This window comes from Nitrospirota bacterium (assembly GCA_026387665.1).
In the GTDB taxonomy this organism is placed as follows: domain Bacteria; phylum Nitrospirota; class Nitrospiria; order Nitrospirales; family Nitrospiraceae; genus Palsa-1315.
Map to the genome: position 1 here is coordinate 353,572 of JAPLLG010000013.1, position 14,520 is coordinate 368,091.

A 14,520-nucleotide genomic window follows, 5' to 3' on the forward strand; every position below is an offset into this window, starting at 1 on the left:
GGCGCGAATGTTACGGAGCTGGGTAGAACGCCCGCGTGATTTCTGTCGTGTTGAAGAGCATGGTGTTGAGGCGGGTATAGGCTGCGTGGCCGAAGTAGTGGTCGCGCACGTTGGTTGACCCGGTGGAGTCTTTGTAGTCTACGAGCATGCCCAGCCCCTCGCTCGGGATGCGGACGGCGCGGCGGGCACATTCGAGCCAGCGTTCGAATCCGTCGAAGGGTTCGACGATTTCCCACACGGCTTTATTGGCGGTTTTCGCCGCTTCGGTCTCCGGCACGGCATCGCTGCCTGCCACGGCCATCTCCTGGACATAGTCTCCGCCCCAGGCAATCGGCATTTCCATCGTGATCTGTGGCAATTCCATCTTCGCGAGCCAGGTCTTGCCATCGGTCCTAAGATTTCGATGGTTGACGATATGCAGCAGCTTGCCCAATCCTGACAGGTCCCACCCGTAACGGACTGGCATGCCGAAGGTGACGACGTCCAGCGTCGCTCCATTCAGGAGGGTGCCCTCCGACAGGAAGGGAGCGATCCGTTGGATGGTCGCGGCGATGTCCGGTCGATTGGTTTGAGCAGTGAAAGCCGAAAGGAGATCGAACAGTCTCGCCCTGCTGCTGGATGCGGATGCACATAAGAGGTTCGAGACGAGGGCGAGGACGAGGCCTGCTTGTCCATGGGCCTGTACGAGGATTCGGTCTCCCTGGCCCAACTTGTGGGTTTCGGTCCAGTCGCGTAGCCGTCCGAGCAGTGAGATGGCAGCAAGAGCACGGCCCAGATGATGGTGTTCGCAGGACCAGAGTTCGCGGAGGCAATGGATCGGACGGTCCAGGCCCTTGTTGAGGGACTGTTTCATCTGCTCCACGTAAGCATTGGTGAAATTGCCTGCATCCCCGATCTGCTCATCGAGTAGCCGCTTCGTGGCGTCATCGTTCGGGAGCGGTGGCTTTAGGCCTCCCGGCAGAGAGGAGATGCCATTGCTGCCGTCGCGCAGCAGAGCCAGGAGGGCATCGAGTCCCGCCACGCCGCGTGAGTAGCCTCGTTTGAGCCCTCCCAGGTCATCCAGTCGCTGAGCCCCGAAGAGGTCGGTTCCCATGATGGAGCCATGCAGCAGGAGGATTAGGCGGACGCCCGCTTGCGACAGGCGCTTGCCGGCTGCGGCCATGGCCTCCTGTCCGGACGGCGATTCTTGCAGGGTTGCCAGGGTAGCCTCACGAATGGTGAGTCGTTCGCCGGGATTTTTCCGGGACATCTCGTCATGTTGGAAATTATTTTCGATCGGCATGGAGAGTTACATACCCGATGTTGGTCGTGGACTGCAACGTAAGATAAGCAGGATGCTGAAAAAGCCCGCCAGCATCGTTCTCGCTTCGCTCAGAGGCTCAACGTACCGCAAGGGTACGCCTCGCCTCTTCGCTCGCTGCGGCCTTGCTGACGGGTTTTTTGAGCATCCTGCGAGGGACGGCTTATGAGAGGAGATTGCTTATTGACCGGCAGTGGGGCTGGGCAGGCTTCGGTTCTTGTGTCTCCTGCCATTTAAGGCGAGCAACAAGTACCTGCGTCGATCATTTCTTCTTGCACGCAATCCTCCACCAGGTTTCCTGCACGCTGTCAGGGATAATAGGTGCCCACTTGCCGGGGTCTGTGCTTGAGACGACGATGTCGCCCTTACCCATCAGTCCTGCGTACCAAAAGGATGCTACTAGTCGGTGCTTCTCATCACGACAGTCAAACTCAAGTCGCACCTTCTTTGATCGAAACGGCCTTCCATTGTTTGCCGAAGCCTGTGAAGCCGCAAAGTTCTGTAATACCCACATCTTTGCCACATGTCCTGCGCGTCGTATTGTGCCACGGTCCACATAGTGGGTGAGGATGCCGTCCGCATTTCCCCCGCTCTGCGTCCATTCTGCCCATGCGTCGCTAGTCATCAATAATACACACAGAGTGATTAGGATAAATCGAGTCATCGGAACGACCTCCTGGACTGATTACGGTAGGGCGACTGTCGCTTGATTTGTCGCTTTTTTCAAGACGAAAATGTTCGCGCGCTGGGCTTTGCGTGGAAGGTGCGACGGGTGACGGTGATGGTCTCGGTTGCAGAGTGCGTAGGCGCTAAACGGTTTACCGCATTGTTGCTGCAGCGTTCGTGCGAGTTGCGCCGTTAGAGGAGAGCTTGTTTATCGAACGGCTGTCGGGGTGGATTCCTGATGGTCTGCGGCTGGTTTGGGCTGGATCTGGCTCTTGAGCATGACGGCGGTGGCCGTGCAGATTTTTTTCTCTTCGTCCATCTGGCGGTCCACGATTTTCACACCTTGAAGATATTCCTGGACGATTTCTTCCCTGGTGAGTTCGATGTCCTGTTCCGCTTCTCGGCCGGTCCTCTCGCGAATCCGGTCGATCATATGTTCCTTGACCATCACACGGATTTGTTTCGCGAGATCTGTTCTGGCTGAGAGTTCCGAGACCCGCTGGCAAACCATTCTGCCTTTATTCAGATCTCCCTGGCCTTTCCCGATGAGGTACTGGTCCGCGTCATAGCGGCCAGCGCTTTCTGTGACAGTAGCCCTGGCGCCTGCCTGCTCGTGTGTCTTGCCGCCTTGCTCAATCTGCTGCAGCTGTTGGAATGACCGCTCAGCCTGTTGGCTGACCGGAGGCGCAAGGCCCGGCTCAGCCGATGTGGCCAGTCCTGTCCAGGAACAGATTAGGGCAACCAGGCCACAACAGACGGATTTGAAAGCCACTCGATTATTCATGCGCTATCGTTCCCTTCCTCTGCCATTTCTAGGACCGCTCCCTCTGCCACTGTTCTGCCCGCTGCTGTCCCTCGTGCGAGGCGCCATCTGATGCGGGGCCCGCGGGATCTGGTGCAGCGCCGGCGGATAGGCGTGGTTGCCAGTCGGGGGAAGCCGCCTGGTGATTGGAGGCTGTCCTGCTTGCGACTGGCGTTGCATCGATTGCTGATGTGCCGGCGCAGCTTTATAGGTAATTTCGTTCAACCGTAACAGGCCCCGTTGCGATCCAGCCTGATGGGGCACGAGCTGGTAGCTTGGCATGGTCGATGGCCTCATGCCCGGCGCCGGGGGAGCGGGCGGTTGTGGCGGCGACGATGGCTGTTTCGCGGTCATGACTTGCTGGGCTGCCTGGACATGCCGGCTCGCGGGATAGAGACTCCGCGCCAGGTTCAGGAGCGCCTGGGTCTGGGCCAGCCCTGTTCCGGGAGAAACGGGCGGCGCAGCGAGGGCCCAATCGGTCCAGGCCTGCGAGACCATGGCGTTCGACTGAGTCTGATTCAAGATGTCCTGGCGTTGCTGGGCTGCTTGTTGTGTCTGCTCTGCGGTCGAGGCCTTGGCCAGGGCCTGATTCGCCGCGTCGAGGTTTTGCTGGAGTTGATCGTTTTCCTGCCGCAGGGCGAGGAGTTGGTGTTTGGCGTCCTCGTTCTCCCGCAAGGCCTTGATGGCATGGCTCACTTCGTCCGTATCGATTTGGGCGACCAGATAGGTTTTAACCACGATGGCGTCGCCATCGAGCTGTAGATCCGTGTTTTGCTCCAGGACCAGGACCAAGCCGGCTGTATAGGTGCGAATTTCGTCTTTCGTCACATCCATGTTGTTCACGACGGTGACGCTTTCGAGATAGACGGCGACTTCTTCCAGGGCCTGCTGTTTGGCCGCTTCGGTAGCCAGGCGGATGGCGTCTTCTCTGGTGTCGCGGTCTCCCATCCGGTGCTCACCCTGCGCAGTCACAACCCGGATCTCCGCCCTCGTTACGGGCGGCCAGAGGAACAGGATGAGTAAGAGGGCGAAGAGGCTCAGGGAGGGTGGTGCAATGTGAGGCAGCGCCCAGCGAGCTGGCGCCTGCGGAGCACAGATATCCGGCATTTCCCTCACCTTCCTAGATTGGGACTGAGGCCTCAGGGGCCGGCTCTTTGCCAGCCGCGAGGCCATTATAAGCATAGCACCGACATCGACTCTTGACCATTCTGCCGGGAGGCATCCCCGGCCGCATGAACCCTGGTGAATCATGCCTGCGGGGCCCCTGCCTCCCTTGCCTTGGCGGAAAACGCCATGATAGCTTAAGCGTCCCCTTGGAATAGAAAGGACTGGTCTGTGGATATGTTACGTCGCCTCAATCGCGGATGGTCGTTTCGAATACTTGCCACATCGTGTTTTTCTCTTGGTTTGTTGCTTCAGCATGGCGCGGCGGTGGCTGCTCCATCGGTGGCGGCCGCTCCTGCTTCAACGGTTCAGACTGAGCATGTGATTCTTTTCGTCCTGGAAGGGTTTAGCCAGGGCTCCCTGAAGGGCGGCACGATGCCGACCCTCAGCCGGTTGGTGAAGGACGGGTCTGTCACCTGGTCTGCCACGGCGGTGAAGCCGGCCTTGCGGCTCCCGACGATGGCGTCGTTGATTACGGGGATGCCGGTCGAAAAGCACGGCATTACCTGGAACGTCTTTGAATTCAGCCGTGGCTATCCACGCGCCCCGAGCGTGTTCGACTATCTCGACTTGAGCGGGGGACGCGACAGCGCGATTTTCCTCATGGACGAATCTCTCTATCAGCTGGCGAGACCGGAGCCCTACACCGACTATCAGATGTGCGGGCCTCTGAAGCCTGAATGCAGCACGGACCGCATCGTGTCCTACATCCGTCAATATTTCAAGAAAGCGACCAGCGGGCATGGTTACGGCCATGCCATCCCTGCCTTGCCGCATTTCCTGGTCGTGCATCTTCCTGAGGCTGGTCGCGCCGGTGCGGCTCATGGCTGGACCTCGAAGGAGTATCGCGACGCCCTGCGCTCGGTGGATAAGGCGATCAACTCCGTATTGGATCTCTATAAAGAAAAGGGGCTGATCAAAGGGACGACCCTGTTCGTGACCTCGCTCAGCGCTGAAGGCCGAGATCCGGGCCAGGACCAGGCTGACGCAGCGGTGCCGATGGTGCCTTGGATTGCCTCGGGGGTGGGGATCAAACATGGTTATGTGATCCACCAGCCTGTCTCAATTTTAGATACGGGCGCAACTGTGATGCGGACGCTGGGGTTGCAGACCCATACAGAATGGGAAAGCCATGCCGTGGAAGAAATCTTCCAGGCTGACTTTGTCGCCGCCCCAAAAGTATCCCTGGAATAGGTCACAGAATGCAGAATGTGAAACGGTACATGATGGGTTGTCTGGTGGGAGGGTTGCTGGGCTCCGCGACGGTCCTGTCGGCAATCGCGGCCGGTCCTCCTGCTGCCTATACGCAGGAACATATCATCACCGTCGACGCCACGAAGATTAATCCTCAGACCTGGTGGTACGTGCCAGGCGTCACTCCGCCCATCCAGGCCTCGGACCCTGAGTCCATGGATGCCTATAGGACGACCGAGTCCCGCGCGCTCAAACTGAAGCCGGGCAAGTATAAGTTCATCAGCTTCACCTTCGATTTTCCCTTCACGGTAAATCTGGAGGGAAAGTTGGAAATTGCCCAGTCCCTCGACCAATGTGTGGAGGGGCGAGGGACTCAGACCTTAACCATCCGTTGCAGCCGGACCTATCCGCACGGCGGCCAGCGCGATAACTACTATCCGTAGAGGAGCGGCACCCATGGCCCATGCGCTTGATGATCTCTTAGAAGCACTCGAGGATGCCGACGATGCCACCCGCGAAGATGCGGCCAAGGCCCTCGCCGAACTCGCCGATCCCACCACCTTGGACGCGCTGGTTGGCGCCTGCGGGGACGAGTATTGGACCGTGCGAGCCCATGCGGGCCGTGGCGTGGCCAAGATCGGCGGGCCGAAAGCCGTGGAAGCGCTCATCGTTCTGTTCAACGACTCCACCATGGATGTGCGGAACGATGCCGTCGAGGCTATGGCCTCGATGGGAGCCGTGACGGTCGATCGCCTGATCGCTGCATTGAAGGACGAGCGGTGGCGCGTTCGCGAACATGCCGCGAAAACCTGTGGCGAAATCAAAGACCCGAAAGCGGTCGAGGCTCTCATGCTCGTCTGTCGCGATCGCGATGGCGCCGTGAAGAGCGCGGCAGCAGAGGCGCTGGGCAAGATCCGCGATCCCAAAGCAATCCCGGCCCTGACCAAACTATTCCGCGACCCCTCGAAAACCGTGCGAGAAACGGCCGGGACTGCTCTCATCTCGATCGGCCAGCCTTCCGTCGATCCGCTGATGGAATGTCTCACGGATAAAGATTTTATCGTCCGGTGCCACGCAGCCCGCGCACTCGGCGGGATGACCACCGACTATCAAATCGGCCGGACCTGGGTGCGGGACTCCAAGGTTGTCGACATTCTGATTGCCACGTTGAAAGATCCGGACCGGGCCGTTCGCGAAGATGCCACGATCGCCCTGGGCCAGATCGGCGATCCACGGGCCATCGATGCGTTGATTGAAGCGATGAAGGACGGGGTCGTGAAGCGGCATGCCATTGCGTCGCTCGGCATGATCGGCGATCCTCGCGCCCTGCCTCCGGTGCTGGATGCGTTGAAGGGGAAGGGCATTCGCCAGGACGGAACCCCGACTCCCGGTTGCATCGTCAGCGAAGACGCCTTCATCAAGGAAGCGGCGGCGACGGCGCTGGGCCAGTTCCGCGATCCGCGCGTCATTCCCGATTTGATCATGCTGCTGAAGGACGGCGTCTTGCGTGAAAAGGCCAGCGCCGCTTTGGCGACCATCGGCGATACGGCCATCGAGCCGCTGATTGCCTTTTTGTATGACCCGAAAGCTTCTGAAGTGATTAAAGAAGGAGAGCGGGTGCTCTCTTACGCGTCGGTCCGACTCACGGCGAAAGATGCCCTGCGGCAATTGACGCTGGAGACGCTTGAGAAATTGGGCTGGATGCCGGCGCCGGAAGACATCACTGTCAATTCGAGCGTGGTCGACAATGCCCGGGTGGACATGCCCCTCGGCGATACGGGCCGATTCGGCCCCTCTGGTGATTTTGCCCAAAGAGGTTAGTAGGCTTCTGGGAAGCTATGGCGTGCCACGCAGGATGCTCAAAAAAGGCCGTTCAGCAAGGCCGCAGGCGAGTCGAAACAGGAGGCGTACCCTCTGGGGTACGTTGAGGATTTCGATGAGCTGAGAACGAAGCTGGCGGACTTTTTCAGCATCCGTTGAATTGAGGTCGGGCATGGCAGACGCAGTAGCCGAACAGATCGCGGCGCTCAAGGACGAAGATTGGGCGATTCGTGAAGAGGCCGCCACGATCCTGGGCACGCTTCGGGATCCGAGGGCGGTGGCGCCGCTGGTCTCTGTGTTGCGTGACGGTGATCGCGCGGTGCGCGATGCGGCGACCGGCGCCCTCTTGGCTATCGGAGAGCCGGCCGTGACGACGTTGGGGGCTTGCCTCTCCGATCCGGTGCTCACGGTTCAGGAGTTGGCCTCGTCGGTGTTGGCCGCCATTGCCGATGTGCGGGTGCTCGCGCCACTCATCAAGGCGCTGAAGAGTCCCGACTGGATCGTGCGGATGCATGCGGCCAAGGCGTTGGGTCGGATTCAAGATCCTGGATCGGTGGCGCCGCTGGTGCCGTTGTTACAGGACAAGGTGAAGGCCGTGCGCGAGGAAACCTCGACGGCCCTTGCGGCGATCGGGGAGGCGGCCCTCTCGTCGTTGCTCGACGCGCTGACTCATACGGAATGGCTGGTGCGGCTGCATGCGGTCGAGGCTTTGGGGAAAACCAGGTCGCCGGAGGCGGTGGACCCTCTGCTATCGGTGCTCTTCAACGATCGGGACCGGGCAGTTCGCGAGGATGCAGTCCGCGCATTGGGTCAGATCGGGGATGTGCGAGCTATCGAGTTCCTCGTGACGGCGATGAAAACAACTGGGCTGCGGCCTCTGGCGGTTGAGGCGTTGGGCAAGATCGGTGATCGTTCTGCGGTGCCCATGTTGATTGCGGTCATCGAGCGAGTGGACCAACCGGAGGCCGCGCGCCCGATCGATGGCTGTGGCGATCAGTGGGATGAAGAGATACTGACGATGGGCGCGGCAGTCAGGGCTTTGGGCGCGATCCAGGACGAAGCGGCCATCCCGTCGCTCATGAAGGCGCTTCGCTATACGGTGACGCGGGCGGAAGCAGCTGAGGCGCTGACCCGATTTGGAGGCGCCGTGATTGCGCCGTTGTTGGCGGTGCTGGCGCGCGAGTCGGATGACAATATTCTGTACCATGTCAAAGATACCCTGGCCAGAGTAGGCTGGCGGGCCGGGCGGGTGTAGCGGGCCGCAGAAACATTATGGCGAAAGAAACGATTGAAACGCTGGTATCCGAGCTCGTCCATGAAGAGGATTGGCGACGGATGAGAGCGACGGCGGCCTGCCTCTCCGGCGGGCCCCGCGCAGTGCAGGCATTGGTCGAGGTGCTGGCGACCGGTGCTCCGGCGCTGAAAGCCGAGGCGGCTGCCATGTTGGCTCGCGTGAACGATCCGCAAGCCGGTGTGCCCCTGGTCGGTTTGCTCCGCGATGAGGATGCAGCGGTCCGCAAGGCCGGTGCGTCAGCCTTGGAACATATGGCCGGGGTGCTGGACGAGACGACCGCCGCGGCGTTGACCTCGCTGCTCTATGAATCGAAAGACGAAGAGACTCGCCTGGTGGCCTCGCAGTTGTTGGGGGTCATCCCCAACGCCATCGCCCCGTTGAGCGAGATGTTGATCCACCCCGACCCGGAAGCGCAGATTATGGCCGCGACGATGTTGGAGCGTTTGCTCGACCCCCGGTCGTCGGATGCCTTTATCACGGCCATGGGGCAGCCGGCTATTCGCGACATTGCCGTGCGGACGCTCAAGAAGTTGACCGCCATTCGTGAGCGGATCAACGAAGTGTTCGACAATCTTCGCGAGATTGAAGAATTGAGCGAACGGGAAGAGGCTCGCATGAGCACCGTGATCAATCTGCTGGCTATCGGCCGTCCGAGCGTGGAGATCTTAATCGAGTATCTTGAGGACGATGATTGGGTCATCCGTGAAGCTGCGGCCGACTTGCTGGGCAAGATCGGCGATGTGCGCGCGGTGGAGCCCTTGATGGAGCGGCTACGGATCGATAAGGATACGGGCGTGAAGGAACTGGCGATGAAGTCGCTGGGGTTGATCGGCGATGCCAGGCCAGCGCAGCTCTATATCGAAGCCATTCCCATTCGCCCCCTGCGGGTCTTTGCCATGGAAGCCTTGGCCAAAGTGAAGGATGTGGAAGTGTTGCGTCCGTACAAAGAATTGTTCGACCGGTTGAGGACAGACCGGGATGGCCTTGTCGCGTACAATTCAGGCTTGATTGCCGATAAACTGGAAGCGCTCGACGGGACGCCTGTCGGGAGTCAGGGAGGGCAGGACGACGATGAGTGACAATGTGCAGGCGGAACGGATCGAGCAACTGATCGGAGCTCTGCGGGACGACAATGAAGCGCTCCGCGACCATGCGATTGCCAGTTTGAGTCAGGTGGGCGAGGATGCGGTGGGGCCGCTGATCGCGCTCATGGCGGACGAAGATGTGTTGATCAGGGAAGCGGCGACCAGCGCCATTGTGCGGATCGGTCCCACCGTCGTCGATCCCTTGATCGAGGCGCTGACGGACGATGAATGGGCGATTCGCGAACAGGCGGCGGCTGGGTTGGGGAAGCTCAAGGACCAGCGGGGCATCGATCCCCTTGTGAAGGCGCTCAAGGACAAAGATGGCGCGGTACGGACTGCCGCCGTGTGGGCGTTGGAGCGCATCGGCGATCCGCGTGCGGTGCCGGGGCTGGTCGAAGCGCTGACCGACAACACGGTGCGCGAGGACGTGGCGCGGGTGCTGAAAAAGATCGGCGATGCGCGGGCCGTGGATGCCTTGATCGAGGGACTCTTGGGCAATAATTGGATGGTGCGGCGCCATGCGGCCGAAGCCCTGGGCAAGATCGGCGATGCGCGCGGAGTCGGCCCCTTGATCGAATCGCTCAAGGATGAAGATTGGCTCGTGCGGCGGAATGCGGCGGAGTCGCTTGCGCGGCTCGGGGCGAAGGAAGCGATCGATCCGTTGCTCCCGCTGCTCGAAGATGAGAACACAATGGTGCAGGAAACGGTCGAGGGGGTCTTGGCGAGTTTCGGGTGGAAAGCAAAGCCGTAATTTTTATTTCGAGGTAAAGGATATACATCATGGCGGATGAAGCTCCTCCAAAGTTGATTCAGATCGGTCCGAAGGGCGGCGCAAAGAAGGACGGGTTTAACCTCGTGACGGAACGGGTCGTCGCGGTGAACCCTGAGACGAAACAGATCGAAGTTGAACTGTTGGCCTACGACGGCAAGACGGTTGTGCTGGATGTGGACGACGAGGCGCTTGAAGAGCTGAAGAAGCTCAAGGTCGGGGATGGCGCCACGATCCGCGTCGTCGAAGAAGGCGGGAAGCGGGTCGCCAAGAGTTTCCGGATTCGCGCGAAGGACCCCAATGCGGCGCGTGCTGACGCGATGCTCCTGGACCTGAAAGACAGCCATTGGCTCAATCGGAAGTATGCGGCGGAAGTGTTGGGTGAACTGAAAGAGGTGCGCGCCGTGCGGCCCTTGGTCGATGCCTTGGCGGATGAAGTCGGCGATGTCCGGCAGCGCGCCTATGATTCGTTGATCAAGATCGGCGGGCCGGCTGTATCCTCGCTCGTGCCCCTGCTGGTGTCGGAGGAAGATGAGCTTCGGCAATCCGTGACGGAAATCATCCGGAAGATCGGCAAGCCTGCCGTCGAGCCGCTGGCCACCGCGCTGGCCGATGCAGACGATCGCTTGAAGACGCGGGTGATGAAGGTCTTGGACCGGATGGGCTACAAGCCGAAAACGAAAGAGGAAGCCAGGGCAGCCGAAGCGCCGCGACTGACCTAACGCAATTGTTACTTGGCCTGCGAAGGCGCCTTGCTGGGTCTCCCGACCGAAATATGCCGGAAGCCGAAGCCTGCGATTCGGTCGGGATCGTAGACATTGCGCAGGTCGAAGAAGAGAGGCTGCCGCAAGAGGGTCTTTAGTCTGTCGAAATCGAGGGTTCGGAACTGATTCCATTCGGTCATGAGAATCAGGGCATCCGCTCCCTCTGCTGTCTCGTAGGCGTCTTTGCAAGGAACGAGTCCTGGCACGATCTGACAGGCTTCCTCCAGCGCGGCAGGATCGTAGGCGCGAACCGTGGCGCCCTGCTTGATGAGTTCCTGCGCAATGGCCAAGGCCGGCGCATCCCGTAGATCGTTGGTGTTGGGCTTGAAGGAGAGGCCCAACATCGCGAAGGTTTTGCCCTTGAGTCCCCCCGCTTCCTTCGTAATCTTTTCAATCATCCGGGTCCGCTGTTGCTCGTTGACGAGGGCTGCGGCTCCTGCGATCTGCATAGGATAGCCGACTCGCTCGCCCGTCTGGACGAGCGCGGCTAGATCTTTTGGAAAACAGGATCCACCGAATCCCGGTCCCGCATGGAGAAACTTCGACCCGATCCGGTTGTCGAGTCCCATCCCCTTCGCCACCATCTGCACGTCGGCGCCCACCCGTTCACAGACGGTGGCGATTTCGTTGATGAAGGAAATTTTGGTGGCGAGGAAGGCGTTGGAGGCGTACTTGATCATTTCGGCCGTCGGGATATCGGTCACGACGAAGGGCGTTTCGATGAGGTAGAGCGGACGATAGAGATCTTTCATGATCGCAATGGCCTGTTCGCTGTCTGCGCCGATGACGACCCGGTTCGGCCTCATGAAGTCTTCGATGGCGGACCCTTCGCGAAGGAACTCCGGGTTGGAGACGATGTCGAAGCGGAACTTGCCCGATTGGTTGGCGTTGATCACCTCGCGCAGCTTTTCCCCTGTTCCCACCGGGACGGTCGACTTCGTGACGATGACTTTGTAGCCGGTCATGGTTCGGGCGATGCCGCGGCCCACTTCTTCGACGTAGGAGAGATCGGCTGATCCGTCTGTTCGCGGCGGGGTGCCGACCGCAATGAAGATGACGAGGGCCTTGTCGACGGCCTTGGCGACGTCGGTGGTGAAGCTGATCCGGTTCTCTCTGATGCCTTTGGCGACGAGTTCCGAGATCCCCGGTTCATAGAAGGGCACATCGCCCTTCTCCAGCCGGGCGATCCGTTTGGCATCTGTGTCCATGCAGGTTACGGTGACGCCGAACTCCGAAAAACAGGCTCCTGTGACCAGCCCGACATAGCCGGTTCCAATGACACTGATATGCATGGGGTGCGGTCCTCCTGTAACCACGAACGGTCGGGGCGAGTATAGCAATGGGATCGGGGCCGAGCAACGACGTTATTGCCAGTTCCGCCCATCGGGAGGAACCGTTCGTTGACAGCTGTTCGGGGGCTGAGTACTATTTGCCCCCTCAACCGGATGGACCAATCGTATGGCGAATCAGAACGGACCGTTGCAGCGACCTCTTGCCGTGATGATGTGCAGGACATTGCGCACGATCGGTCCTGATGCGACCCTGCTGGAGGCGGCTCGGGCGATGCGTGAGGCGAAGGTTGGCGCCTTGTTGGTGTACGAGGCAGGCCGGTACAGTGGTCTGGTCAGTGAGTCTGACTTGGTTCGCAAGGGGATGGCCGAGGCACAGTCGGCAGAGCAGACGCTGGTTCGTGCCGTGATGAGCCGCCCGCTGCTGTCGATCGATAGTGCCAGTTCGGCCCATGAGGCGAGTGAAATCATGGCGGAGCAGGGGATTCGGCATCTGGCAGTTTCCGACGAGGGGCAGATCGTCGGGATCATCTCGATCCGCGATCTGTTGCGGTATTTTAAGAACTGGGGCGGTCTGTGACCGCGCCGGAGTATGTTCTTTTCTCATCTGTTCGTTCTATGTGAGGCCTATGAATCGATCCACGCACATTCCTCGTTGGCTTCTGCTGACCACGGCATTGGTGACCGGCGCCGTCGTCATGGCGCTCGAAATCTTAGGCAGCCGACTTTTGGCACCGGTCTTCGGAAATTCACTGTTCGTCTGGGGGGCCTTGATCGGAGTGATTCTTGCCGCGATGAGCGGCGGCTATGCCTTTGGCGGCTGGGTGTCCGATCGCTATCACGGAGCGCAAGTGCTGGCAGCCCTGTTGTTGTTCTCCGGAGCCTGGACCTTTCTGATCGCCTGGCTCGGTCAGCCGGTACTCTTTGCTGTGGCGGCGGCCATTGAGGATCCTCGTTGGGGTCCCTGTGTGGCTGCGGCTCTGCTGCTGGGGCCGCCGGCCTTCGGCCTGAGCGGTGTGCTGCCGGCCATGTTGCGATTGGCCGTGTCGGACCTTGAATATTTTGGCCGGCATACAGGCCGGATGATCGCGCTCTCGACGATGGGGAGTTTGCTGGGAACCTGGGGAACGGCATTTTTCTTTCTGTCCTGGATCGGCAGCCAGGCGCTGGTTGCATGGCTCGGGGCCATTCAAGTGGGGCTCGGTCTCTGGTGGTTGATCCGGGGGACGACTACCCGGCCTATCGTGATCGGTCTGCTCGTCCTCTGTGTCGGAGGCTTGGGAGCCGGGGCCCTGTCGCCGATTCAGAAGTTGAAGCAGCCGGTCTATCAGGAAGACAGTCCCTATCAGCAAGTCAGAATCCGCGAGGACGATCTGTTCCGCTATCTCGTCCTGGATCGGACGTTCCATGCGGTCATGTGGAAGGCGGATTCGGTCACGTTGTTTCTCCCCTACAGCCAGTTGATGGTCGCGTCGCTGGCCTTGGTGCCGGAGCCGAAGCAGGGCTTGATCCTGGGCCATGGAGGCGGATCGTTGGCCAAGTGGCTTGCCCAACGGTGGCCTGAACTGGAAATGGATGTGGTCGAATTCGACCCCGTGGTCGTCCGCATGGCCGAAGAGTATTTTTCCTATCAGCCCCCTCCACAGCACCACGTGCATGTCCGGGACGCCAGGGTCTTCCTGAATTCCACGGCGAGGACCTACGATTTTATTTGGGTCGATGCCTTCGCGCGCCACATGATTCCCTTCCATCTGACCACCGTGGAGTTCTTCGCTGAGCTGCGCGCCCATCTGACGCCGAACGGAATTCTGGCGGTGAATCTGGCGTCATCCGGTGAGGGGGGAGATCTCTTGCGGGCCAATGCAGTCGTGCAGACGATGAGACGGTCGTTTCCCCATATCGAGTCTTTTGCCGTCAAGGGGCCCTGGAAGTCTGCTCAGACGAAATCCGAGAATCTGATTTTTTTTGCCGGTGCAGCACTCGAACCGCACAACCTCACCACCATTGCGGATCAGGTGAACCGATTGGTTGAGCAGCAGCGGCTTCCGTTCGAGGCTCTTGCTTTGTTGAGTGGTCATCGCGCGCAGCCCTGGGGGGCGGGCATCGTGCTCACTGACAACTATGCGCCGTACGATCTCTTGATGGGGTCCGCAGTTCAAGAAGCGCTTCCTGAAGTAGGGGCTGTGAACTAAGCTGTTGAAATGGCGCAAAATATTTACTTATTCGAGCGTTTCTGTTGAGGAGAGGCCTTTCAGAAATAGCCAGATTAACCTTCTTGCTTCCGTTTTCGTCGCTGTGCTATAAGGTTGCCTCTCGACGAGCGCAGAAGCGGGTACGAGAATGATTCGTAAATGCAGATAAGTCGTTGTCAG

The 14,520-nt window shown here is 59.9% G+C and carries 13 protein-coding genes; 9 read left to right on the top strand and 4 right to left on the bottom strand.

Translation table 11 applies throughout. The features are described 5' to 3' along the window. Positions 1–10: 10 nt before the first annotated feature. The 3 genes from NT179_12420 to NT179_12430 all read right to left on the bottom strand — a co-directional run bounded on the left by NT179_12420 (position 11) and on the right by NT179_12430 (position 3,875). The gene (locus NT179_12420; GenBank protein ID MCX5722814.1) at positions 11–1,282 is read right to left on the bottom strand and encodes a hypothetical protein; all 1,272 of its coding nucleotides are present in this window, start codon (positions 1,280–1,282) and stop codon (positions 11–13) included. 892 nt (positions 1,283–2,174) lie between these two features. Beyond that, positions 2,175–2,750: a hypothetical protein gene (locus NT179_12425; GenBank protein MCX5722815.1), complete on the bottom strand. Its 576-nt coding sequence runs from the start codon at positions 2,748–2,750 to the stop codon at positions 2,175–2,177. A gap of 3 nt (positions 2,751–2,753) precedes the next feature. After that, on the bottom strand, positions 2,754–3,875 hold the full coding sequence (locus NT179_12430) for a hypothetical protein (GenBank protein ID MCX5722816.1): 1,122 nt from the start codon (positions 3,873–3,875) through the stop codon (positions 2,754–2,756). Positions 3,876–4,109: 234 nt separating this feature from the next. On the opposite strand from NT179_12430, the gene NT179_12435 reads away from it, so the two are divergent. The 7 genes from NT179_12435 to NT179_12465 all read left to right on the top strand — a co-directional run bounded on the left by NT179_12435 (position 4,110) and on the right by NT179_12465 (position 10,817). Further along, entirely contained in the window at positions 4,110–5,126 is a 1,017-nt protein-coding gene (locus NT179_12435) for an alkaline phosphatase family protein (protein ID MCX5722817.1), read from the top strand. A gap of 8 nt (positions 5,127–5,134) precedes the next feature. Then, the gene (locus NT179_12440; GenBank protein ID MCX5722818.1) at positions 5,135–5,569 is read left to right on the top strand and encodes a hypothetical protein; all 435 of its coding nucleotides are present in this window, start codon (positions 5,135–5,137) and stop codon (positions 5,567–5,569) included. Positions 5,570–5,582: 13 nt separating this feature from the next. Next, positions 5,583–6,947, top strand: coding sequence for a HEAT repeat domain-containing protein (locus NT179_12445; GenBank protein ID MCX5722819.1), 1,365 nt, complete (start codon positions 5,583–5,585; stop codon positions 6,945–6,947). Positions 6,948–7,119: 172 nt separating this feature from the next. Further along, the gene (locus tag NT179_12450) at positions 7,120–8,202 is read left to right on the top strand and encodes a HEAT repeat domain-containing protein (protein MCX5722820.1); all 1,083 of its coding nucleotides are present in this window, start codon (positions 7,120–7,122) and stop codon (positions 8,200–8,202) included. Positions 8,203–8,219: 17 nt separating this feature from the next. Next, positions 8,220–9,320, top strand: coding sequence for a HEAT repeat domain-containing protein (locus tag NT179_12455; GenBank protein MCX5722821.1), 1,101 nt, complete (start codon positions 8,220–8,222; stop codon positions 9,318–9,320). Beyond that, entirely contained in the window at positions 9,313–10,077 is a 765-nt protein-coding gene (locus NT179_12460) for a HEAT repeat domain-containing protein (GenBank protein MCX5722822.1), read from the top strand. Before NT179_12455 ends, NT179_12460 begins: the two co-directional genes overlap by 8 nt. A gap of 29 nt (positions 10,078–10,106) precedes the next feature. Then, positions 10,107–10,817 carry a HEAT repeat domain-containing protein gene (locus NT179_12465; GenBank protein MCX5722823.1) on the top strand — a complete coding sequence of 237 codons (711 nt, stop codon included), beginning with the start codon at positions 10,107–10,109 and terminating at the stop codon, positions 10,815–10,817. An 8-nt stretch (positions 10,818–10,825) separates the two neighbouring features. Here the strand turns inward: NT179_12465 and NT179_12470 are convergent, their stop codons facing one another. After that, the gene (locus NT179_12470) at positions 10,826–12,151 is read right to left on the bottom strand and encodes a UDP-glucose/GDP-mannose dehydrogenase family protein (protein MCX5722824.1); all 1,326 of its coding nucleotides are present in this window, start codon (positions 12,149–12,151) and stop codon (positions 10,826–10,828) included. 166 nt (positions 12,152–12,317) lie between these two features. On the opposite strand from NT179_12470, the gene NT179_12475 reads away from it, so the two are divergent. Both NT179_12475 and NT179_12480 read left to right on the top strand, forming a co-directional pair. Continuing rightward, a complete protein-coding gene (locus NT179_12475; protein ID MCX5722825.1) occupies positions 12,318–12,728 on the top strand; it encodes a CBS domain-containing protein in 411 nt (136 codons plus the stop codon). Positions 12,729–12,777: 49 nt separating this feature from the next. Beyond that, complete coding sequence (locus NT179_12480) at positions 12,778–14,340, top strand: fused MFS/spermidine synthase (protein ID MCX5722826.1); 1,563 nt, start codon at positions 12,778–12,780, stop codon at positions 14,338–14,340. The last annotated feature ends 180 nt before the right edge of the window (positions 14,341–14,520 follow it).

Coding starts and splice junctions, on each gene's coding strand:
- NT179_12430 (MCX5722816.1), bottom strand. CDS start 3,875: ATGCCGGATATCTGTGCTCCGCAGGCGCCAGCTCGCTGGGCGCTGCCT.
- NT179_12465 (MCX5722823.1), top strand. CDS start 10,107: ATGGCGGATGAAGCTCCTCCAAAGTTGATTCAGATCGGTCCGAAGGGC.
- NT179_12460 (MCX5722822.1), top strand. CDS start 9,313: ATGAGTGACAATGTGCAGGCGGAACGGATCGAGCAACTGATCGGAGCT.
- NT179_12470 (MCX5722824.1), bottom strand. CDS start 12,151: ATGCATATCAGTGTCATTGGAACCGGCTATGTCGGGCTGGTCACAGGA.
- NT179_12475 (MCX5722825.1), top strand. CDS start 12,318: ATGGCGAATCAGAACGGACCGTTGCAGCGACCTCTTGCCGTGATGATG.
- NT179_12420 (MCX5722814.1), bottom strand. CDS start 1,282: ATGCCGATCGAAAATAATTTCCAACATGACGAGATGTCCCGGAAAAAT.
- NT179_12425 (MCX5722815.1), bottom strand. CDS start 2,750: ATGAATAATCGAGTGGCTTTCAAATCCGTCTGTTGTGGCCTGGTTGCC.
- NT179_12435 (MCX5722817.1), top strand. CDS start 4,110: ATGTTACGTCGCCTCAATCGCGGATGGTCGTTTCGAATACTTGCCACA.
- NT179_12455 (MCX5722821.1), top strand. CDS start 8,220: ATGGCGAAAGAAACGATTGAAACGCTGGTATCCGAGCTCGTCCATGAA.
- NT179_12450 (MCX5722820.1), top strand. CDS start 7,120: ATGGCAGACGCAGTAGCCGAACAGATCGCGGCGCTCAAGGACGAAGAT.
- NT179_12480 (MCX5722826.1), top strand. CDS start 12,778: ATGAATCGATCCACGCACATTCCTCGTTGGCTTCTGCTGACCACGGCA.
- NT179_12445 (MCX5722819.1), top strand. CDS start 5,583: ATGGCCCATGCGCTTGATGATCTCTTAGAAGCACTCGAGGATGCCGAC.
- NT179_12440 (MCX5722818.1), top strand. CDS start 5,135: ATGCAGAATGTGAAACGGTACATGATGGGTTGTCTGGTGGGAGGGTTG.